Source organism: Pseudoalteromonas piratica (assembly GCF_000788395.1).
Classification (GTDB): Bacteria; Pseudomonadota; Gammaproteobacteria; order Enterobacterales; family Alteromonadaceae; genus Pseudoalteromonas; species Pseudoalteromonas piratica.
The window spans coordinates 774,583-795,661 of the sequence record NZ_CP009889.1; the positions used below are offsets into that span (position 1 = coordinate 774,583).

Here is a 21,079-nt window from a genome sequence, read left to right on the forward strand (position 1 = left end):
TCATTATCAAAAATTAGTTGTTAATATGTTAGTTGAAGATTTAAAACTCGTTCTCAAAATTGCTGAAGTACAAAGTATTTCAAAAGCCGCAACTTTGTTAGATATGCAAGCTGCTACAGCAAGTGCCGCACTTAAACGAGTAGAAGCAGAGCTTGGGGCTGAATTATTCATTCGTACTACGCGAAGTTTACGACTGTCAAATGCCGGAGAACGTTTCATACCGCAGTGTGAAGAAGCGATTAACCTACTGGTACTTGCAGAACAAAACATTAAGAGTGACAACACAGACATTGAAGGTGAGCTTAGAATTGCACTGTCATCTGATTTAGGCCGTAACGTGGTGATCCCTTGGCTTGATGAACTACTCGAAACACATGCTAACTTGAGTTTAAGAAGTCATATTAGCGACAGTAATATTGATTTTTACCGTGATACTGTCGATTTAGCACTGCGCTATGGAGAGCCAAACGATACCAGTATGTTTGGCTTTAAAATATGTAATGTGCCTCGTATTTTGTGTGCTTCGCCAGATTATTTAAAAACACATGAAGCACCTGTTATGCCAGCTGATCTTGAGCATCACCAAGGGCTTTTTTATCAGTTACAAGAACGTATTAACGATACCTGGGAGTTCTTTGATAATGATCGAATAACTAAAATTAAAATGAAAGGAAGGCGTGCAGCAAATGATGGCGATTTAGTACGACGTTGGTGTTTAAAAAGTAAAGGTCTTGCAGTGAAATCTGCAATTGATATTGCAGAGGATTTACTTGCTGGTAATTTAGTACCATTGATGGCTAATTATCCACATAAAAGCACAGAACTTTGGTTAATATGCCCAAGTCGCCAATCGATAACACCTGCTGTTAGGTTGGTTCGTGATGAATGTCGAAAGCGAGCTAAAATGTTGCTTGAAAGGCTCGAAAAAGCAGGCTTAGTGAAAGCTAATGCCGTTAAATAATATTGGCAAATGCTCACGAAAGAAGCGCGTCCTTTCAGAAAATAGCAACTAAAGTATATAGGTTTTAACACGCAGCTATTAAATAAACAGTGTCAGATTAATATAAGCTATACTCAACGTGGTATTTGTTTAAAGCAGTTCTAAGTATGCATTCATCGTTTGAAAAGCAGTTATTTAAATTAAGCCTGTCGCAATCTGTAGATAGCGGTAATCTAAGTAAAGCATCTGAAGAAATTTTAACCGCTGCGACCACCGCTTTAAATATTACCAGAGCAAGTATATGGTTATTAAAAGATGACCATATATTTTGTGAATTTCTTGTTGAACAAGGACAATCGTTTCCATCACTAGGCATTGAGTTAGCACGAGCACACTTTCCAAGTTATTTTGCGGCTTTGGATTCAGAACAAGCAATTATTGCTGATGATGCCACGCTTCACCCTGCAACTTTTGAATTCACACAAGATTATCTAAAACCTCTCAATATTCGCTCAATGTTAGATTTACCAATTCGACATCTTGGCAAGATGATAGGGGTTATTTGTTGTGAGCATCAAGGTGATAATTTAAAAACTTGGCGTGATGAAGAAGTGACATTTGTGCTTACCTTAGCAGAAGTTTACGGTAGGGCTTATAACGCTAAATTTAAAAGTGATTATCAAGTGGAGCTTAAAACGCTCAATGCCAATCTTGAAAAGGTGGTAGAAGAAAGAACGTTTGAATTAGAACAATCATTAGCTGCATTAAAAGCATCGCAAGAATCATTAATAGAAAGTGAAAAATTTGCAGCCTTTGGTGAACTTATCAAAGGTATATCCCATGAATTAAATACGCCGTTTGGTATTGTCATTACGTCTATTTCTCATGCCCTTGAAGAAATCAAAAAAGGCAAAACCATGCTTAGTTCAGGGCGCTTGACGAAAACAAACTTGGAATGTTTTTTTGAAGAACAAAAGAAAACCTTATCGCTTGCAGAAAATAATATTGCTAAAGCGTCTCGTTTAATTGAAAGTTTTAAACAAGTGTCGATGGTTTCTTTAAGTGATACAGCAAAACCGTTCAATCTGGCTGTATTTTGTAACCAGGTTATCGAAACTGTGCTACCAATAGCGAATGAAAAGGGAGTTCAAGTAGCTTTAAACTACGCAGAAGAATTTGAGATTACATCGCAACAAGGTTTACTCGCTCAAGTAATCATACAATTAGTACAAAACTCGCTGACACATGCGTTTAATAGTGATGATAAGCAAAAATTAATCACCCTTGATATCAGTAGTAAACACTCCGTTATTGAAATAACATTCAAGGACAATGGAAAAGGAATTAATCACAATCTGCATAAAAAAGTGTTTGACCCATTTTTTACTACAACGCGCAGTGATGGTTCAACAGGGTTGGGTTTGTCGCTTGTTTCAAATATTGTGCATCATAAACTGGGGGGAAGAATTGCACTAAAAGAACCTGAAGAGCGGGGCTGTCAGTTTATAATAACTTTACCTTACGCTTAATAAGTAAACGGGATAATTTTACTGTGAGCTATAAGTTAAACAGATGAAAGTTTAATAAAAGAACAAAAATAGAAGGCTTGCAGAAACGCGATTACTGGTTGTTAAATAATTGCCTAAGAACTTTCTATTTTTGTTCTGACTAGCATCTAGTTGAACTCAATACCCTTTGTAATTGAGGTGATGCTTCGATAAAAGTGAAAAGGCTAACTCACTGTATTTTAATCTTTTTGTGCTGCTACTACCGACACCTCAACGAGTAACTCAGGGCGTGCCATTGCGGCCTCAACACAAGCACGTGCTGGTGCATAACCCTCAGGTACCCAGGCATCCCATACTTCATTCATCTCTTTGAAATATTGCATATCTTTAATATAAACAGTTGCACTTAATATATTTTCGCGGCTACTGCCTGCTTCGATAAGCAAAGCGTCGACTTTATCGAGCATCGTTTGTGTTTGTTCTTTGATACCTTTGGTGGCATCTGCACAGACTTGGCCACATAAATAAACGGTTTTGTTGTGGATGACAATGCGACTCATACGTTGATTTGTCTGGATACGTTGAATGCTCATATAAAATTCCTAAACGTTAATTGCAAGGGCAAAACTCTACCAAAACACACCAAGGATTTATATGTAAATCAAAGCATAATCTATAAAACATGGGTGTAGCTTATAACTGATTGATGTATATTGGTGACTTGAAAAAATAAGGTTATATTAATGAAATTAAAATTTATTGTTCTTCTGATCATAACAATGTTAAGTGCTACTGTGTTTGCAAATGACTCAAAACAAATGAGTGAGCAACAACAAGAAAAAGCACTTAAAGAGTTAAATGAACCGCTTTATCGCCCGTTATTAGAGCGATACGTGTTAGACGAGCTTAAATCGCTACGACAAGATCAGCAAAAACTACGTGAAGATACGACAAAACAAATTACGCATACTGAGTTAAGTGCTGCTGACAGAGCACTTGAGTACACAAACGATACCATAAATAACGTAATGTTCATTATTACAGCTACCGCAACTATTTTGATTTTGGTTGGCTGGAATTCATTACGTGATGTAAAAAACAAAGTTGAAAGTATTGTTAATGAACGTGTTAAGTCAATTACTGAGGAATACGAAACACGCTTAGGTGTGCTTGAAAATCAATTAAAAGAACGTTCGGAAGAAATTCTCAATAATCAACGAAAAATCACCATAACAAATGAAGTTCATTCACTATGGATGCGCGCTAATTTAGAAAGTGATGTGAATTCTAAGATTGAGATTTATGACGAAATTTTAAAGCGTAAACCCGATGATGTAGAAGCTATCACTTATAAAGCGGATGCATTACTTGAACAAGGCAAAACCAGTAAAGCGGTGGCATTGTGCAACCAAGCAATTGACGAAGATGCTGATTATGGCTATGCATATTGGCAACGCGCTTGTGCATATGCACAAGAAAATCGTTTGGCAGAGTCTATGGATGATTTGCAAATGGCATTAAAGTTATCGCCTAATCTCAAAAATGAATTAGTTAATGAACTTGCATTTGAAAATCTTCAGGTATTGCCTGCATTCTTAAAACTATTAGAAGATGCAGGCTTTAAATTAAGTGAATAAGCTTCTTTAATTGAGGCTATAGATCATCATTGCGATTGGGCAAATTAAACCCACTAACCATACGCTCGATCGCAATATATGCCAATTTACATAATAACAAATACAATAAAGCACACGTGCAATTAAGTGAATAATCGCTAAGGTTTCGGTGGTGCTGTTTATGGTATTGCTTGCAAATACCACAACCAGCGCAATTGTAAAGATTAATAATGATTCGAAACTATTTTGGTGTGCTGCTAATGCTCGTGCGCCAAAGCCTGTGAGTTTACTTTGCTGTGCACGGGGATGACGATTGTCATAGCCTCCTTGTTTATTCATTGCGATGGCAACAGGCGCTTTTGCTAAATAGGGAAGTAGTGCTGCAATTATTGCGCATAAAATTAACGTATTCATAGTTATTCTTTTATAAAAGTAATGTCGGTTACACCTAACTTTTTAAAATACTCATCTCTGAAATTGCGAATAGCAGCTTTATCTTTTGCGTATAAAGTGACTTGATGCTCCATTTTAGAATAATCTGAAATATCAAACCCTTCTGCTGCTGCAATTGCTTCAAACATAGAATTGTATTTGTCCTGAGCAAAGTTTATTAACTTTTGCTGATGATTAAAGGTGTATTGTATTTTTTTAGCCATAAAAATCTTAGTGAGTTAGTTATTCGAACGTATGCTTACCTGGTAAAAATTAAGAAGCATAAATAGTCGGTATAAGTGGTTTAAAAGCGTCAGTGTTTGCTGAATCGCTCATTTACTATTTTATAAGCATTAAGCGCAGGTTTAAACTCATGATTATACTGTGACACTTTTTCATAATGTGAAATTAAGCGATTAAGGTAACTTTTGGCAATACTAGGTTTAGCATTTAACCAAAGTGAATCACCAACCAGGCTCAATAAGGTTTTACTATTACAAGACACATAAATGGTTTCGTAATAACGATTATTCTCTTCGATCAGCGTTTCAGAAACTAACCCGTATTGTAACCTTGCTAAGGTGGAACGTAGCGTATAGGTATCGTTGACAGGACAAATGATAAAATCCAACGAGATAGTTGGGTATTGATTTGTCAATGCAGTAATAAACTCCGCGGCTAACTCTCCTCCAACTCCGGCGATAATAACCAATTGTTTTCCTACATATTGGCTAATGGGCAGTGTTTTTACGTCTCGTGTATGACATTGCCAATTTGTATATTCCATGACTTGTGTAAGATTTTGTTCAAGCTGATACATGATATGCTCCGCAATATCAACAAAATGAATTGTGCTATTTGGGTAAAAGCCGCACAGAGCTTTACCTAACAAACCATGATCACAACAGGTATCCCAAATATGATGGTAAGGGGTTGAAATTATATTTGCGATGCTTTGTAAGCGATTAGATAAAGGCATGAGAATAAAAGATAACAATTGACCTACGTATTTTAGCAACTTTTAATTTAAAAATCACAATTGTTATGTATATTGTATCCAAAAAAGAAAGGGTACATTTAATGAAACTTGTTATTTTAAGTGGCAGCGGTCGAAAAGAGTCTAATAGTCTTAAGTTAGGGCAGTTTATTCTGGGAAAGTTCCAATCGAGAGCTCTAGAAATAGAGCTTATAGACTTGTGCCAATATGGTTCGTTACTGCATTACTATGAGCCACTTACCAATCAACAACTTCTAACTGAAAAAGAACAATTATTACATAGCTTATATCAATGTGACGGGCTGATTATTATTGCGCCAGAATGGGGTGGCATGTTGCCGCCAATATTACATAATACTCTGTTGCTTACAGCATATGGATCAGCAGGTGGCTTTCCTCTAGCCCACAAACCTGCTTTTGCAATCGGTGTATCAGCGTCTGGTGGCGGACATAACCCAATCAGTTTATTAAAAGGGTATGGTGCGAAGAATCCACACTTAGTTTGGCTACCTTTTCATCTAATTATTAATAATATAGAGGAGTTCTTAGCGGCACTGAATGTTGCTGGCTCAAACCTCACCTCGCGCGATTTACAACTAGTGTCTCGTCTGGAAATTGGCATAGAAGCACTAACACTCTATGCCAAGCAATTATCGCCAATCAGAAATGAATTGGTTACCTTGTCTGAAAAACATCCTTTTGGTCAATGATCTAAATGCGTTTTTACTATGTTGGCGAATGCTTCTGAAAATGGACGACTATGATGAATATTTAAAGCGCTTAAACGGGTGTCTTTTAAAGCGCAATTATGTGGCCTATTGGCGCTTTGGCTTGGCTCATTAATAGGCGTAACACCTGATTTATCAAGGTTTAAAAGACTTGCCGTAAGCGTTGCAATCTGAAATTTTGTGTATGCTTGGTGATCAGAGACATGAAAAATCCCTGTAGTTTCACTGCTAGGCAAATTAGCTAAATCAACTAAGGTTTTGGCAATATCCTCGACATGGGTAGGGTAGCGAACAGCCCAGTTATCGTGCTTGCTAATGGGATTGGTGTGAACTTGTTCTGTAATGGTGGTGATTGCAGATTCACTCAGTGTTTCAACATCGCCATAAAGCACTGGTACACGGATCACAGTATGATTTGCACTGACACTCAATACGCATTGTTCCCCAAGTACTTTTGTTTCACCATAAAAGTTTAAGGGGTTGGGTGTAGATGCTTCAAAGTAGGGCGGCGTTGTGCCATCAAAGACATAGTCGGTACTTATAAAAAATAAACGTGCATTTAAACGTTTTGCCTCAATTGCTAAATGTTCGGTCACAGCAAGATTGAGTGCTTTTGTATGTGCTTTATTGTTTTCACACATATCTGGCTTTCGTTCGGCAGCAGCGTGAATAATGATATCTGGCTCAATCGTGTTCAATAGTTCTGTAACATTGTCTTTATTCGTTAAATCTATTTGTTTGATCGGCGCTTTAGCGCGGCTGAAGCCAGTTCCCGTGACACAAAAATCTTGCTGTGAAAATACACGAAATAATGCCCGTCCTAATAAACCGGTTGCACCTGTGATTAATACCTTTGTCATAACGCCTCAAATGGAAAAAATAAATTAAAATTCATACCCTAAACTCACGACAAATCGGTAGTCATTTTTATTAGGAGTGAACGAACCTGTTGGTTTTGGATTTTCAATACGGTCTAAATAAAATGATAAGTCGAGGTCAAAGTCTGCGATGAGGTCGACTTCAAATCCGGTTTTTAAACGATGAATGTAGCGTCCAGCGTCTTCACTGACGATTTTAACTTGATAATCAGCGTCAAACCCTATGTCCTTAGTGATGTCCCATTTGAGTAAGGTGCCTAAGTTGATCACGGCTGAAGTTTCGTTGTCGTCTTGACCCGTTTCTACTGTGAGGTAATCAGTTGATTGATAGCTAGGACCGGCATTGACTTCCCATGAAAAGTCAGTGGTATCTAATAGTTCATAACCCACACCGATACCAAAGGTATGTCGTTTATCAATGTTACCAAACTGGTCTGCGAAATATTCGTAGTCTGCAACACGAATAAATACTTTAGGAGAGAAAAACCAATCGAAATTTGCGGTTAAGCGTTGATCATCGGTTGTCTCTTCTTTTTTACCTGTTTCTTGTATTACACGTTCGCTAAAATTACTAATAAACGCTGACGAAAAGCGGCTGGTGGATGTTCTCCTTTGCGCTTCGGCACTTATTGTGTAATCAGACTGTTCTGAGTTACCGCGGCGAAAGTTGGTACCAAAATTGACTTCACCATCCCAGTAATCAAGTTCATTACCATCTGCTGAAGCAATTGACAGTAGACTATCAATACTCAAAATGTGTTGATTATCTTCGTCTGTGAGCGTTAATTTGTTATCTTTTATTATTAATTTGCCACTCATGACTGTGCCATCATTTAGGCGGATACTTTGCTCACCTTTTGAGTAGAGTTCAGCAACATCAGAAATGTCAATTGATTGAATACCGAATTCGTCTGAGTCAAATTCCAGTTCTTCTTCATACATTGTAATGATGTCACCTTTTAACCACTCACCAGATGTTGTTTTAACCCAGTCAAATTTAGCATCAATAACAGGGGCTTGGGGTTGCCATATTGGGTACGTTTGAGAATGCAGTGAAAACGAAGAAACGACGGAAGCGGTTAAAACAAATAAGGGTAATATTTTCATCAAAAACATCCTGTTAATCAAATGCACACTGGCATTAAATGTTGTTTTAACCGCAAAAAATGAATTAATTAGTCAGTCGATAAGGGTAATTCCATAAATACACTGAGAGGGTTATCGCGATAGCGTCCGAAACACTCACAGCGTGTAAAGCCAAGACTTTCATATAAGTGAATAGACTCAGTTTGCTTGCTACCTGTTTCAAGTCGAAGCAGCGGTATTTGAGCTTGACCAGCCCAGTACATTAGGTTTTGCATAATACGGCGTGACAACCCTTTTCCTCGATGGGTTGGCTTAACATAAACGCGTTTAATTTCGCCATATAATGTTGATTCGAATTTTTTTACAATAGCACCACAGGCAATAATTCCCTCGTCTGTGAGCAAACCGATGGCGTGGACATTGGGCTGATTTAGTTCATTTAATGGCAAGGATTGATCACTAGCAATGGGGTAAAGTGAATTCATCAAGCGATCGATTTCTGCGAAAAGGCTGATTACGTTTGGATCGTTAGAGTCTAATGAGACTAACTGCATAGTGTCCTCTAAATCTATTTACTGTGCCAGACAGATATTGTGGCAAATAATTAAAAATCAAGTTAATAAAAAATACAAGATTGATTTTCACCATTATTTATTTACTAACAGCGGATATTTTTGTAGGGTCTGCATAAATTGACAGAATGAGTAAAACAAATGCCTAAAGCAAGTGAAATTAAAAAGCATGCCGCGATTGAATATAACGGTCGTGTTATGATTGTACGTGACATTGAACGTTCAGTGCCACAAGGCCGTGCAGGAGGTAGCTTATACCGCATGCGCATGTATGATGTGGTAAACGGCGGAAAAGTTGATGAAACTTTTAAAGCTGAAGAAATGCTTAATTTTGCCGACTTAAACCGTAGACCTGCCGTACTGTCTTATGTAGATGGTGACGAGTATGTATTTATGGATGAAGAAGATTACACACCTTATAACATCAATAAGGAGTCAATTGCCGAGCAATTACTTTACATTGATGAAAATACAAAAGGTCTGTTGGTTGTCGTGGTTGAAGGTAGCCCAGTTTCTATTGATTTACCTTCAAGTGTTGAGCTTGTTATTGAAGACACTTCGCCGTCTATTAAAGGTGCCTCTGCAAGTGCAAGAACGAAACCCGCAACAATGACGACCGGTTTGACTATTCAGGTACCTGAACACATTTCTGCTGGTGACAAAGTTAAAATAAATACAACAGAACAAAAATTTATGGGTCGCGCAGACTAGTTTCAATATTTTGTTAAAGGCTTAGCATTTGCTAGGCCTTTTTTTATGGCTTTAACATACGAAAAAAGATCATAAAAACAATTAACTGTGCTAAATTAGGAACTCAATTATTTATATCATCTAAATTGATTATAAATCGACTGCTTTACCATAATCCTGTCGTTAACTTATTATTAAACAGGCATGTCGATTTACACAAAGGACTACAATGAATATCACAATTGCAGGCACAGGTTATGTTGGCCTATCAAATGCGGTTTTACTTGCACAGCATAATGCAGTCATTGCACTGGATTTAGTGCAAGAAAAAGTTGATTTAATTAATCAAAAAAAATCACCGATTGCGGACCCTGAAATTGAAGAATTCTTAGCAAATAAATCGCTCAATTTAGTTGCAACAACAGATACTAAACATGCATTTGAAAATGCAGATTATGTTATTATTGCCACCCCGACAGATTATGATGAGGTGACAAACAAATTTAATACTTCATCTGTTGAAGCGGTAATTAATGAAGTTAATGCAATCAACCCGTCTGCAATCATGATTATTAAATCCACAGTGCCTGTGGGTTTTACAAAAAGAATTAAACAAAAGTTATGTACCTCCAACATCATTTTCTCGCCAGAGTTTTTGCGTGAGGGCAAAGCGCTTTATGATAATTTACACCCATCACGCATCATTGTTGGTGAAAAATCTGAGCGAGCACAGGTGTTTGCAGAATTACTTGCGAAAGGTGCAATTAAGCAAGACATTGATATTTTGCTAACAGGTTCAACAGAAGCCGAAGCAGTTAAACTCTTTTCTAATACATATCTTGCTATGCGTGTCTCTTATTTCAACGAACTGGATACCTATGCAGAAAGCCATGGACTAGATACGCGCGAAATCATTGAAGGCGTTAGCTTAGATCCACGTATTGGCAATCACTATAACAACCCATCATTTGGTTACGGTGGTTACTGTTTACCTAAAGATACCAAACAATTACGTGCAAACTTTGAAGATGTACCAAATACACTGATCAATTCCATTGTTGAATCAAATACAGTACGTAAAGATCATATCGCTTTTTCTATTATTAATAGACAGCCAAAAATTGTCGGTATTCATCGATTAATTATGAAGACTGGTTCAGATAATTTTAGAGCATCTTCAATCCAAGGCATAATGAAACGTATTAAGGCTAAAGGTATTGAAGTGGTGGTTTATGAACCGGTACTCGAAGAGGATTTATTCTTTAATTCACGAGTTATTCGTGATTTAGATGAATTTAAGCGTATTTCTGATGTGATTGTGTCAAATCGCATGGATGATTGTTTACGAGACGTATCAGAAAAAGTCTATACCCGAGACTTGTTTGGAAACGACTGATAAAACCATGCATCGATAACAGGAAAGAATAGTGAAGTATCTTGTAACTGGAGCCGCTGGCTTTATTGGAAATTTTGTTGCTGAACGTTTATGTCAGTTAGGTCATAAGGTAATTGGTTTAGATAATTTAAATGATTACTATGACCCAAAATTAAAACAAGCCCGTTTAAAACGCTTAGAAGATTTAGCTAATTTTTCCTTTATTAAAATGGATGTGTCAGATAAACAAGCGATAAGTGAGCTGTTTAAACAAGCGCAATTTGACCGAGTAATCCATTTGGCAGCACAAGCAGGCGTTCGCTATTCGATTGACAATCCGATGGCCTATATTGAGTCTAATCTTGTTGGTATGGCAACAATTTTAGAAGGTTGCAGGCATAATAACGTTGCACATTTAGTCTATGCGTCATCAAGTTCTGTGTATGGTATGAATGAAAAAATGCCATTTTCAGAAGATGATGCGGTCGATCACCCTGTTTCATTATACGCTGCCACTAAAAAGTCTAACGAACTAATGGCGCACACCTACAGTCATCTTTATGGTTTACCGACTACTGGACTTCGATTTTTTACTGTTTATGGTCCGTGGGGAAGGCCGGATATGGCGCCTTATCTTTTTACTGACGCTATACTCAACAATCGGGAAATAAAGGTTTTTAACCATGGTGAAATGCTCAGAGATTTTACTTACATTGATGATATTGTCGAAGGGGTGATACGCATTCAAGATGTTATTCCAACAGTTGACCCTTCGCTTGATCGCCACTCCCCAGCTAAAAGCGATGCGCCGTACCGTATTTACAATATTGGTAACAATCAGCCCATTGAGTTGCGTCAATTTATTAAAGCGATTGAGAATGCCTCTGGCCATGAAGCACAGCAAGTATTTTTGCCTATGCAGCCTGGTGATGTACCGGCAACCTATGCAGATACAAGTGCGCTTGAAGAGGAAATAAACTTTAAACCACAAACTACAATTCAAGCTGGTATGAATGCGTTTGTAGACTGGTATAAAGCCTACCACAGTTAACTAAGCTTGCTTACGGTGAATGTTTTTATTTTTAGCTAGCACAAACGACTCAACTTAGTTAGCATTGGCTTTTTTCGATGGATTTATTATGGCTCAGCTTTATTTTTATTACTCTGCGATGAACGCAGGTAAATCAACCACGTTATTGCAATCTGCGTTTAACTATAAAGAGCGCGGTATGGAGCCATTGATCTATACAGCAGCAATTGACACACGATATGGCGAAGGTAAAGTCAGCTCGCGTATTGGTTTGGCAGCAGATGCGTGCTTATTTTCTCCCACAACACCCATATCAGATGAGATCGCAACCAAGCATGCAGTAAATAAAATCGATTGTGTTTTAATTGATGAAGCACAGTTTTTAACAAAAAATCAAGTTGAAGAGCTATGTTTTGTGGTGGATAAACTCAATATTCCAGTACTTTGTTATGGCTTAAGAACCGATTTTCTAGGTGAGTTATTTATTGGTGCACAGTATCTTTTAGCCTGGGCTGATAAATTGATTGAACTTAAAACGGTGTGTCACTGTGGTCGAAAAGCAAATATGGTGCTAAGAACAAATGAACAAGGTGTGCCAATTACGCAAGGCGAGCAAGTAGAAATTGGTGGTAATGAGCGCTATGTATCAGTATGTCGCAAACACTATTTTGATGGTTTAGAGAACCAAGTGGCTGTACCAAACTAAAGCTATTTAAACAAAATAAAGGCTTATTGCGAAGTGGAAATAAGCCTTATTATTTCTTAATTGAACTGCCAACACAGCAAATTCATTACTTTTTGGCCATGGGCTAATGGCACTGTTTGAAAATGGCAGTTATCTAACTTTTTCAATTGCTTTGTTAGCGGTGTTAAATTTTGTTTTTTTGATACTAATGAAGTGAATATTCCAACATTTGATTTGTACTGTTCACTTTCTGAAATCATAGTGAGTAAAAAGCGCAATTCTCCGCCTTCACACCATAACTCAGCTTTTTGCCCTGAAAAATTTAATCCTGCTTTCTTATCTTTATCTAAGTTACGCCATTTACGTTGATTGGCTTGATGTGCTTCATCCAAAGAGCTATGAAATGGCGGGTTGCAACAGGTAATATGATAATAATCATCAGGGTTAATTACCCCTTTAAATATGTGCTTACTATTGCGTTGTAACTTCAGTTTAACTGGTAGTTTATTGAAATTAGCAAGATTTTTAGCCTGTTTGACTGAGTGATTGTCAATGTCTGTTGCGGTCGCTTTCCAACCATAAATTTGATGAGCCAATATTGGATAAATTAATGAAGCACCAGTTCCAATATCGAGAAGATGTGTATTTTTTCCAACTGGCACTTGGCCATTATTGTGCGATGCCAGTAAGTCAGCTAATGCATGAATAAGATCAGCTCTTCCCGGTACGGCCGGACACAGATTAGTATCCGGAATATCCCATACAGCTAACTTATAATCCTCTATTAATAGCGCCTGATTTAATGCTTTTACAGCTTTTGCGTCGCTAAAATCGAGTGTTAATCCACCTTTAACATTACTTACTACAAGCTGTTTAAGTTGTGGATTATTGAGAGACAAACGCTCTAAATCATAACCATTGATATGAAGGTTTCTTGGGTGATGTTTTTTCATCTAATAGTAAAACTCGTGAAAGCAGTTTAAGTGTTATTTTATCACGATGGACTACTTCACTTGCAAAATTTATGGGTTCTTTTTAGTATTTTAGTGGTATGACCAGATGCCAATAAGAATAATTATGATAAAACAAACGTCACATCTCATTCCTTTATCAAATGGTGACAAAGTTCACTTGCGTCAAATTGTGAGCGATCACAATGGGCCTGTTATATTTTTAATGCATGGTGCTGTTGAAAATGGACGAATTTTTTATACTCACTCAAACAAAGGGTTAGCGCCTTTTTTAGCAAATGCAGGTTTCAATTGTTTTGTTGCGGATCTGCGCGGTAGAGGGCAAAGTGAGCCAAAAATATCAAAGCACAGTGGTACAGGTCAGCGCGACTCTATTGTTGAAGAAATTCCTGCTATGTTAGATTTCATCACATCATATACTAATCAAGATGTAAGTTATTTTTGTGCTCACTCATGGGGAGGTGTGCTATTAAACTCCGTGCTTGCACGTTTTCCGAGTTATCGAAAACATTTAAAAGCTTGTGTGTATTTTGCCTCCAAACGAACTATTTATAACAAGCACCCCAGTAAATACCTGCAAGCAAACTTGGTATGGTATGCTGTATCACCTTTATTAATTAAACTCTATGGTTATTTACCTGCTAAGCGTTTTGGTTTTGGCTCGGATGATGAAACTCGCTTGTCGCATAAAGAAGGTGTTCAGTGGGTAAAGCATAATCCGTGGATATGTCCTTTTGATGGCTTTGATTATGGTAAAACGTTAAGCGAAATAGCGCTTCCGCCTACGCTGCATGTTGCGGGCGTAAATGATAAAGCATTAGCACAAAAAATTGATATTGAAGCTTTTATGCGGGAAAGCGGAAAGGGTAAACAAAGTATCAAAATATATGGCAAAAACTATCAGCACAAAATTGATTATGACCATATCAACATACTTACTGCGCCTGAAGCCATTGATGAGACGTTTGCAGATACGCTTGCGTGGCTAAGGCAGTACACTTAATGCGCTATTGTCAACTAAGGTAGGCGATTCAACAACTTTTTACAGAAATCGTTTATGCCTTTTTATCATGTTGTGCGAAACTATGTAGTATGCGCACAATGAAATACTTCCATAAAGCACCTGTTCGGGTGCTGAAAATTAAGCAACAAAGAAGCCGGTTAAAAGTCCGTCGTCAAATGTTGCAGGTTAAACATGCGTTGGCTCAAGAAAAACAAGAAACCATCGATATGCTGCAAACTTACCGACGCTACACACAAGGTAAGGCTACCAAAGACGAATTAAATACAGCAAATAATCAGTTTATCGATTTGTTAAAGGGAGTTGGTCTGGGTATTTTTGCAATTTTACCTTTTGCGCCAATTACCATTCCGCTTATTGTCAAATTAGGGCGCATGGTGGGTGTTGAAGTGTTACCGAGTGCATTTAATAAATCTGAAAATAAGTAAAAATACTTAACGCTATTATCAGACAAATACTTTCATAGTTTGTTATGCTTAGGCATATAATTTACAACAAATGAAGGTGTTAACTATGACACATGCCCTTGTTAACCAATCTGAAGGGATCCCTCTAAGCGTTCTTGCTACTTCTGAATTTGACTCTTGGCTTCAACAACAGTCTGAGGTGACCAAGACCTGGCTCAACTCACTTAGTTTTAAAGGCCAAGGTGTATTACTCATTCCAAATTTTTCAGATGGGAAATTACAAGAAGTTGTATATTTTGTTGAAAACACAAATGCGTTATGGGCGTGCGGTGATCTGTCAAATCAATTACCAGCTGGTACTTATTTAATCACAAATGATGCTGTAAGTAGTAAATTAATCGCAACTAGCTTTGCTTTAGGTTGTTATGATTTTAATGCTTATAAAGAAACGAAACCTCAAACAGTCAAGCTTGCTCTGGCAGATAAAAGTACGTTTGATGAAGTTATTACTTATGTAAAAGGCGTCAATATCGTTCGTGACCTTGTGAATATGCCTGCTGGGGATATGATGCCGCAGCATTTAGCAGAAATCATGGCAGATATGGCTGAAGAATTCTCGGGCTCGTTTTCACAAATTGTGGGGGATGAGCTGCTTGAACAAAACTACCCGACCATTCATGCTGTTGGTCGGGCGAGTGCCAATAAACCGAGATTACTAGATTTACGTTGGGGTGATAAAAACGCACCTAAAGTAACATTAGTTGGCAAGGGGGTTTGTTTTGATTCAGGTGGTCTTGATTTAAAACCAGCGTCAGGCATGCGTTTGATGAAAAAAGACATGGGCGGCGCTGCACATGTACTTGGCTTAGCGCATATGATTATGGCATTTAAATTACCTGTTAATTTACGTGTGATGGTCCCTGCTGTAGAAAATGCTGTATCTGATAACGCATTGCGCCCAGGTGATGTAATTAAAACACGAAAAGGTATAACAGTAGAAATTGACAATACAGATGCTGAAGGGCGCCTAGTACTCTGTGATGCACTGGCAGAAGTAGTAACTGAAAAGCCAGACACCTTGATTGATTTTGCAACGCTTACAGGTGCATGCCGTATTGCTTTAGGCACTGAGCTACCTGGTTTTTTCAGTGATGATAAAGCATTGGTTGCTGGCTTAGAACAGGCTGCTGAGAATGTGCAAGACCCGGTTTGGCATTTGCCGCTTCACAAAGCCTATAAAGACATGCTCAATAGCAGTGTCGCTGATATGACTAACTGTGCATCAGGTCCGTTTGGTGGCGCAATTACAGCTGCGCTTTATCTTCAAGAATTTGTCGATGAAAGTATTTCCTGGGTTCATTTCGATGTTATGGCTTGGAATCTTAGAAAACTACCAGGTCGTCCTGTTGGTGGTGAAGCTTTTGGTGTACGTGCAGTTCTTAAATACCTACAGGACAAGTATCAATAATCTTATTTTGATTCTATATGCTCAAGCAAGGCGTCGAGTGACAACTCTTCGCCTTGTGCTAGTTCTGCAATAAGTAACCTTAAGATATAGGACTTTGATAAGCCTGATTGTTTTGAAAGTTCATCGAGCTGTTTAATATGGTTAGGTGATAGTGTAAATGTAGCGTTTTTGAATTTACGTCCTTTCTTGATCTGCCTTTTCTTGTCACAGGTGGTGGTTTTACCTTTGGCATACAGGTTGGCTTGTTCAATAAACTCTTCGACAGAAATTTTCTGCTTTTTGTTGTTACCTGTGTTCTTTTTTAAATCAATTAAACTCATGACTATGGACCACTTCCATTGCTAGTAATTCATCAACAATGGCTTTAATTTCAAGCGCAGCTTTTCCATCAGGGTCCCGCTCTATGACAGATTCGCCATTTTCTTCACTATCATCATAAATATTGCGGCTAAACGTAACAGCATTAAGAACAGGAATGCCATACGAAGCACATACTTCTTTTGCTTCTAAAATTCGGCTTGCTTGATTGGGTAAAGAAGGGCATTGCGTGATAACAAATGCCGCATTTAGCTTGGGATTAACCATTTTACACGTCGTTAAAATGTCCTCCATATGTGGCACGGTTTTGAGATCTCGGCGCTTGGGTCGGAGGGGAATTAAAGTGTGATCAGCAACCGACATTGCTGCACGCAGTGCTAAGTTATCTTGTCCACCACAATCAACAATTACGTAGTCATAATGATTTTCTAAACTTAACAAATCGTTTCTGATTTTACCGTAAAGTTGCACACAATTAATTGAGGGTAAACTGGGATGTGTATTACGTGTTTGGATCCAGTCAGAAGACGTACGTTGTGGATCACAGTCAACAATCAAAACTGTGTACTGTTGCATGGTCAGGTAAACAGCAATATTTTGTGCTAAACAGCTTTTGCCACTTCCGCCTTTTTCTCCGCCAACAAGTAGAATCATTTTTCACCCCCTTGTTCGACAAATTCCATGGCGATATCAAACCAATCATGAATTTCTGTAACGCGAATTACTTTGGCGTACATAGTATTTGACGAGCCTTGTTTGTCACGAAACGTGACTTTTACCGGTCCGGATGTTTCAATTCTGCGGTCAATATTAACCTTTAAGCCGCCATTTGAAACATCGATACACATCGCTTGACGTTTAACAATTTCATGCTGGTCATTTTCCCATTCTAAGCCAATAAGCTCTTTTTCCATGTCGAGTCGCAATGAACGTCGTTGATCGATATTAGCTGTGTGCTCCTGCATGGTATTACCCTTTAACATTCACAAAATGCAATCCATCACATATGTTTTGGTGCGTACCTTTAAAGCGTAGTGTTAAAAGCAGATTATGCAAATAAAAGCCCGCAGAATTGCAGGCTTTAGAATGGGTTACTGGCAGTGTGCTACTGCATCTTTGATTAAATCGAGTCCCGGTTGATTACATTCGGATAATGAATGTGAAGCAGGATGAATGGGGGTGGTGCGTTCACCCCATTGAATAAAACTTGCCGCCCAAGTTAAGCCAGCACCAAATGCAGCTGAAATAATTCGGCTATTGGCTTTAATCAGACCATCTTCAACTGCTTCACATAATGCGATAGGAATGGTTGCAGCAGATGTATTGCCATACTTGTTTATATTCACCATAACCGCCTCATCAGGCAGGTTCACTTTAGATTGTATCGCTTGAATAATTCTAAGGTTTGCTTGATGCGGTATCAGTATATCAATGTCAGAAATATTGCAGTCAACTTGATTTAACACGTCATCTACTGCTGTCGTCATTCCTTTTACTGCACGCTTAAATATTTCTCTTCCTTCAAATAAAATATCAGAAGGGCCGACGGCTTGGTATTTATCGATATCAGTACCAAAGTTTCGAATATGAAGGATTTCACGATCTTCACTATCACAGCCAGTTTTGGTACCGAGTAGACCTGATTTGTCATCGCTTGCTTCAAGTACCACTGCGCCAGCACCATCACCGAATAACACGGCGCTGTCTCGGCGTTGCCAGTTAACATACCAAGTCATGCGTTCAGCACCTATAACAACGGCTTTTTTAATCATGCCAGCTTGAATTTGTGCTGTCGCATTTTGAAGTGCATATAAAAAGCCAGAACAAGCGGCATTAACATCACACGCTGCTGCGCCAGTTGCACCGATATTTTGTTGCACTTGTGAAGCCGTGTTGGCAACTAGCGTTGTTGGTGTACAGGTAGCAAGTAATACAAGATCAATATCGCTTGCGTCGGTAATACCGGCACACGCAAGTGCATTGAGCGCAGCAACGGATGCTAATTCAGCGGTACTTTGGTGAGATATACGACGTTCTTTAATGCCAGTTCGAGTAGTAATCCATTCATCATTGGTGTCCATGATTTGGCTGAGATCATCATTTGTGAGTGTTACAGGCGGAATGCATTTTCCCCAGCCTGTAATTTTGGCATACTTCATATGCAACCCTTACATTCTTTTCTTTGTGCGTTGCACTGGTTATACCAGATGCAGTGGGATTTGTCTTTGATTAAAAGAGTTACTTATGGCTTTGCTAGCAAAATTTATTAGTGCAGAACCTTCTTTGGCTTATCGTAAGCCAATCAGCCGTTTATTGTTTCTACGAACGGTATCAATAGCGATTCAGTTACTCACTGTTATTGTGATGCATTTTTCAATTGGTACGCATGATTATATCGGTGCGTTACTTTTGATAATTGCCTTTGAAACACTGTTTAACCTATCAAGTATTGTTTATTTTGCCAGGTTAAATGCAACAAATTTTGCGTTAGCGCTACAAATATTGGCAGATATTTCGTTTTTAAGTTTGCTTTTATTTTACAGTGGGGGTGCTACTAATGCATTTGTCTCTTTATTATTGCTACCGTTGATAATTGCAGCTGTTTGTTTACCGCTTTCTTGGTTAGCACTTTGCTCAATGACTGCCGTTGGGTTCTATACCTTGCTGGTTATAAATATGCCAGCCCATGATTTACATCATATGGATATGCAAGAGCACTTTTTAGGCATGTGGATTAATTTCGTACTATCAGCCTTAGTTGTAACGACAACAATTAGTGCACTTGTAAAAGCAAACGCAAATAAAGAAAAACAAATGGCATTGCAACGCGAAGAAACGTTGAGAAGTGAACAGCTGATGGCATTGGGAACCGCTGCTGCTCAAGTAACGCATCACCTTGCAACACCCATTGCTAACTTACAAATGCTCTATGAAGATTTACTAGATGAATTAGGTAACGATAACGCGCTTTTAAAAGAAATGGCGGTTCCTTTATCCCAGTGCAATCAACAACTTTCATACTTTCGAAACTATGCCAGTGAAATAAAAGACAACGCACAGGCGCCGATTTTAGTCTCAACATTACTGAGTGAGTTTCATGATGCGTGTTTATTACATTTCCCAGAACAACATATTGAATTAATCAATGAAAGCGATACAACCACTGAAATATTGACCGATGGCTTATTATTATCGGCTCTAATAAATGTTGTGCAAAATGCCGTAGACGCAAATAAACACGTTAATAAAAACAAAGTTGTAATTAGGGTGTTTGAATTTTCTAATCGACTTAATATTGAAATAACTGATGAAGGCAATGGCTTTGACTTGGAATTATTAGATTCGCTTGGGCATGAAACCATTAAAAGTCAAAAAGGAATGGGAATTGCGCTTTTCTTATCAAATACCACTGTAAATAAATTAGGTGGTGAAATACGCATTGAAAACATCAACAATGCAGGTGCTAAAGTAACAGTAAGGCTACCATTAATATGAATTTATTAATTGTTGAAGACGATTTGGCTTATGGCCAAACGCTATGTCGCAGAATGCGAAAACAAGGATTTACAGTAGAACTTGTTACAGATGCAACTGACGTGCTTGTGGCTGCCAGGCGAATTTTGCCTGAATATATTTTAATGGATATGAAATTAAATAGCCAAACCAGCTTACCTTTGATCAAACCACTCAGGGCATTATTGCCTAATAGTTCGATTGTTTTACTAACCGGTTTTGCGAGTATTGCCACTGCAGTTGAAGCGATACGTTTAGGTGCAACGGACTATTTAGCAAAACCCACAGATACTAATACGATAATTGCTACTTTAACTGGGCAAGTAGGAGAGGTGAGTATTGATGAAAGTCCGTTATCTAGTGAACAATTAGAGTGGGAGCATATCAATCAGGTATTAAAAGCTAATAACGGAAATGTATCAGAAACAGCTCGCCAATTGGGAATGCATCGTCGAACCTTACAACGCAAGTTACAAAAAAAACCACAATTAACAAAGCCGGTGCATTATGGCTAAGCCCAACAAACGTTTGCCAGAACGTGTTGTCGATATTGTTTGTACCAAATGCAAAACGCGATTATTTAAATACCATAAAAATGGAAAAGGCGCGTTGGTTAAGTGTTTTATTGAACGTATTTCAAATAACTACTGCACAGAGCCTTGCGTCTGTCCGAGCTGTGGCCAAGTATTTGCAAGAGAGAACATGATCAGAGGCATTGCAGCTTATAAAATAATTGGTGGCAAAGCAAAAATTGGCTAGCTAAATTATTGGCAAATGACAAGGACAAAAGTGATTGCAGCCTGCATATAATTCATTAAAATAATTGTGACTGAGGGTTCTCCTC

At 38.2% G+C, this 21,079-nt stretch carries 26 protein-coding genes; 14 read left to right on the forward strand and 12 right to left on the reverse strand.

The features are described 5' to 3' along the window. Window positions 1–25 precede the first annotated feature (25 nt). Together OM33_RS18160 and OM33_RS18165 are read left to right on the forward strand one after the other, a co-directional pair. Window positions 26–961, forward strand: coding sequence for a LysR family transcriptional regulator (locus OM33_RS18160; RefSeq protein WP_040135701.1), 936 nt, complete (start codon window positions 26–28; stop codon window positions 959–961). A gap of 146 nt (window positions 962–1,107) precedes the next feature. After that, the gene (locus OM33_RS18165; protein ID WP_040135703.1) at window positions 1,108–2,469 is read left to right on the forward strand and encodes a sensor histidine kinase; all 1,362 of its coding nucleotides are present in this window, start codon (window positions 1,108–1,110) and stop codon (window positions 2,467–2,469) included. A gap of 218 nt (window positions 2,470–2,687) precedes the next feature. Here the strand turns inward: OM33_RS18165 and OM33_RS18170 are convergent, their stop codons facing one another. Further along, entirely contained in the window at window positions 2,688–3,041 is a 354-nt protein-coding gene (locus OM33_RS18170; protein WP_040135705.1) for a RidA family protein, read from the reverse strand. A gap of 150 nt (window positions 3,042–3,191) precedes the next feature. Between OM33_RS18170 and OM33_RS18175 the strand changes: the two genes are divergently transcribed. Beyond that, window positions 3,192–4,085: a TPR end-of-group domain-containing protein gene (locus OM33_RS18175; RefSeq protein WP_040135707.1), complete on the forward strand. Its 894-nt coding sequence runs from the start codon at window positions 3,192–3,194 to the stop codon at window positions 4,083–4,085. 6 nt (window positions 4,086–4,091) lie between these two features. Here the strand turns inward: OM33_RS18175 and OM33_RS18180 are convergent, their stop codons facing one another. The 3 genes from OM33_RS18180 to OM33_RS18190 form a co-directional block, all read right to left on the reverse strand. Next, window positions 4,092–4,478, reverse strand: coding sequence for an MAPEG family protein (locus OM33_RS18180; protein WP_040135709.1), 387 nt, complete (start codon window positions 4,476–4,478; stop codon window positions 4,092–4,094). Window positions 4,479–4,480: 2 nt separating this feature from the next. Beyond that, a complete protein-coding gene (locus OM33_RS18185) occupies window positions 4,481–4,720 on the reverse strand; it encodes a DUF2960 family protein (RefSeq protein WP_040135710.1) in 240 nt (79 codons plus the stop codon). Window positions 4,721–4,809: 89 nt separating this feature from the next. Continuing rightward, entirely contained in the window at window positions 4,810–5,475 is a 666-nt protein-coding gene (locus tag OM33_RS18190; protein ID WP_040135712.1) for a tRNA (adenine(22)-N(1))-methyltransferase, read from the reverse strand. Between the two features lie 101 nt (window positions 5,476–5,576). On the opposite strand from OM33_RS18190, the gene OM33_RS18195 reads away from it, so the two are divergent. Continuing rightward, the gene (locus OM33_RS18195) at window positions 5,577–6,203 is read left to right on the forward strand and encodes an NAD(P)H-dependent oxidoreductase (protein ID WP_040135714.1); all 627 of its coding nucleotides are present in this window, start codon (window positions 5,577–5,579) and stop codon (window positions 6,201–6,203) included. Here OM33_RS18195 and OM33_RS18200 read toward each other — a convergent pair. The 3 genes from OM33_RS18200 to OM33_RS18210 all read right to left on the reverse strand — a co-directional run bounded on the left by OM33_RS18200 (window position 6,197) and on the right by OM33_RS18210 (window position 8,739). Further along, entirely contained in the window at window positions 6,197–7,081 is an 885-nt protein-coding gene (locus OM33_RS18200) for a dTDP-4-dehydrorhamnose reductase family protein (RefSeq protein ID WP_040135716.1), read from the reverse strand. The two genes, OM33_RS18195 and OM33_RS18200, sit on opposite strands and share 7 nt — an antisense overlap. 24 nt (window positions 7,082–7,105) lie before the next feature. Next, complete coding sequence (locus OM33_RS18205) at window positions 7,106–8,206, reverse strand: DUF481 domain-containing protein (protein ID WP_052141160.1); 1,101 nt, start codon at window positions 8,204–8,206, stop codon at window positions 7,106–7,108. A 68-nt stretch (window positions 8,207–8,274) separates the two neighbouring features. Next, on the reverse strand, window positions 8,275–8,739 hold the full coding sequence (locus OM33_RS18210) for a GNAT family N-acetyltransferase (RefSeq protein ID WP_040135720.1): 465 nt from the start codon (window positions 8,737–8,739) through the stop codon (window positions 8,275–8,277). Window positions 8,740–8,898: 159 nt separating this feature from the next. Here OM33_RS18210 and efpL point away from each other — a divergent pair, with 159 nt between their 5' ends. The 4 genes from efpL to OM33_RS18230 all read left to right on the forward strand — a co-directional run bounded on the left by efpL (window position 8,899) and on the right by OM33_RS18230 (window position 12,558). Further along, window positions 8,899–9,468, forward strand: coding sequence for an elongation factor P-like protein EfpL (efpL, locus tag OM33_RS18215; protein WP_040135722.1), 570 nt, complete (start codon window positions 8,899–8,901; stop codon window positions 9,466–9,468). A 208-nt stretch (window positions 9,469–9,676) separates the two neighbouring features. Next, window positions 9,677–10,843 (forward strand): nucleotide sugar dehydrogenase, encoded by a 1,167-nt coding sequence (locus OM33_RS18220; protein ID WP_040135724.1) that lies wholly within the window; start codon window positions 9,677–9,679, stop codon window positions 10,841–10,843. A gap of 31 nt (window positions 10,844–10,874) precedes the next feature. Next, a complete protein-coding gene (locus tag OM33_RS18225; RefSeq protein WP_040135726.1) occupies window positions 10,875–11,873 on the forward strand; it encodes an NAD-dependent epimerase in 999 nt (332 codons plus the stop codon). An 88-nt stretch (window positions 11,874–11,961) separates the two neighbouring features. Beyond that, window positions 11,962–12,558 carry a thymidine kinase gene (locus tag OM33_RS18230; protein WP_040135728.1) on the forward strand — a complete coding sequence of 199 codons (597 nt, stop codon included), beginning with the start codon at window positions 11,962–11,964 and terminating at the stop codon, window positions 12,556–12,558. Window positions 12,559–12,614: 56 nt separating this feature from the next. Here OM33_RS18230 and rlmF read toward each other — a convergent pair whose 3' ends face one another. Continuing rightward, window positions 12,615–13,490: a 23S rRNA (adenine(1618)-N(6))-methyltransferase RlmF gene (gene rlmF / locus OM33_RS18235; protein ID WP_040135730.1), complete on the reverse strand. Its 876-nt coding sequence runs from the start codon at window positions 13,488–13,490 to the stop codon at window positions 12,615–12,617. 124 nt (window positions 13,491–13,614) lie between these two features. On the opposite strand from rlmF, the gene OM33_RS18240 reads away from it, so the two are divergent. The 3 genes from OM33_RS18240 to OM33_RS18250 all read left to right on the forward strand — a co-directional run bounded on the left by OM33_RS18240 (window position 13,615) and on the right by OM33_RS18250 (window position 16,404). Next, window positions 13,615–14,511 carry an alpha/beta fold hydrolase gene (locus OM33_RS18240; protein ID WP_040135733.1) on the forward strand — a complete coding sequence of 299 codons (897 nt, stop codon included), beginning with the start codon at window positions 13,615–13,617 and terminating at the stop codon, window positions 14,509–14,511. Between the two features lie 98 nt (window positions 14,512–14,609). Then, window positions 14,610–14,957 carry a hypothetical protein gene (locus OM33_RS18245; protein ID WP_081991266.1) on the forward strand — a complete coding sequence of 116 codons (348 nt, stop codon included), beginning with the start codon at window positions 14,610–14,612 and terminating at the stop codon, window positions 14,955–14,957. Window positions 14,958–15,042: 85 nt separating this feature from the next. Further along, window positions 15,043–16,404 (forward strand): leucyl aminopeptidase family protein, encoded by a 1,362-nt coding sequence (locus OM33_RS18250; protein WP_040135737.1) that lies wholly within the window; start codon window positions 15,043–15,045, stop codon window positions 16,402–16,404. 2 nt (window positions 16,405–16,406) lie between these two features. Here the strand turns inward: OM33_RS18250 and OM33_RS18255 are convergent, their stop codons facing one another. The 4 genes from OM33_RS18255 to OM33_RS18270 all read right to left on the reverse strand — a co-directional run bounded on the left by OM33_RS18255 (window position 16,407) and on the right by OM33_RS18270 (window position 18,881). Then, the gene (locus OM33_RS18255; protein WP_052141162.1) at window positions 16,407–16,724 is read right to left on the reverse strand and encodes a ribbon-helix-helix domain-containing protein; all 318 of its coding nucleotides are present in this window, start codon (window positions 16,722–16,724) and stop codon (window positions 16,407–16,409) included. Further along, the gene (locus tag OM33_RS18260; protein WP_040135739.1) at window positions 16,711–17,376 is read right to left on the reverse strand and encodes an AAA family ATPase; all 666 of its coding nucleotides are present in this window, start codon (window positions 17,374–17,376) and stop codon (window positions 16,711–16,713) included. Before OM33_RS18260 ends, OM33_RS18255 begins: the two co-directional genes overlap by 14 nt. Beyond that, on the reverse strand, window positions 17,373–17,687 hold the full coding sequence (locus tag OM33_RS18265; protein WP_040135740.1) for a PilZ domain-containing protein: 315 nt from the start codon (window positions 17,685–17,687) through the stop codon (window positions 17,373–17,375). Before OM33_RS18265 ends, OM33_RS18260 begins: the two co-directional genes overlap by 4 nt. 126 nt (window positions 17,688–17,813) lie before the next feature. Then, complete coding sequence (locus OM33_RS18270) at window positions 17,814–18,881, reverse strand: ketoacyl-ACP synthase III (protein ID WP_040135742.1); 1,068 nt, start codon at window positions 18,879–18,881, stop codon at window positions 17,814–17,816. An 85-nt stretch (window positions 18,882–18,966) separates the two neighbouring features. Between OM33_RS18270 and OM33_RS18275 the strand changes: the two genes are divergently transcribed. From OM33_RS18275 to OM33_RS18285, 3 genes are read left to right on the forward strand one after another with little or no spacing between them, the layout of a single operon-like run. Continuing rightward, window positions 18,967–20,217, forward strand: a complete 1,251-nt coding sequence (locus OM33_RS18275; protein ID WP_052141163.1) for a sensor histidine kinase — start codon at window positions 18,967–18,969, stop codon at window positions 20,215–20,217. Beyond that, window positions 20,214–20,750, forward strand: coding sequence for a response regulator transcription factor (locus OM33_RS18280; protein ID WP_040135744.1), 537 nt, complete (start codon window positions 20,214–20,216; stop codon window positions 20,748–20,750). Before OM33_RS18275 ends, OM33_RS18280 begins: the two co-directional genes overlap by 4 nt. Further along, window positions 20,743–20,994, forward strand: coding sequence for a hypothetical protein (locus tag OM33_RS18285; protein WP_040135746.1), 252 nt, complete (start codon window positions 20,743–20,745; stop codon window positions 20,992–20,994). Before OM33_RS18280 ends, OM33_RS18285 begins: the two co-directional genes overlap by 8 nt. Window positions 20,995–21,079 lie beyond the last annotated feature (85 nt).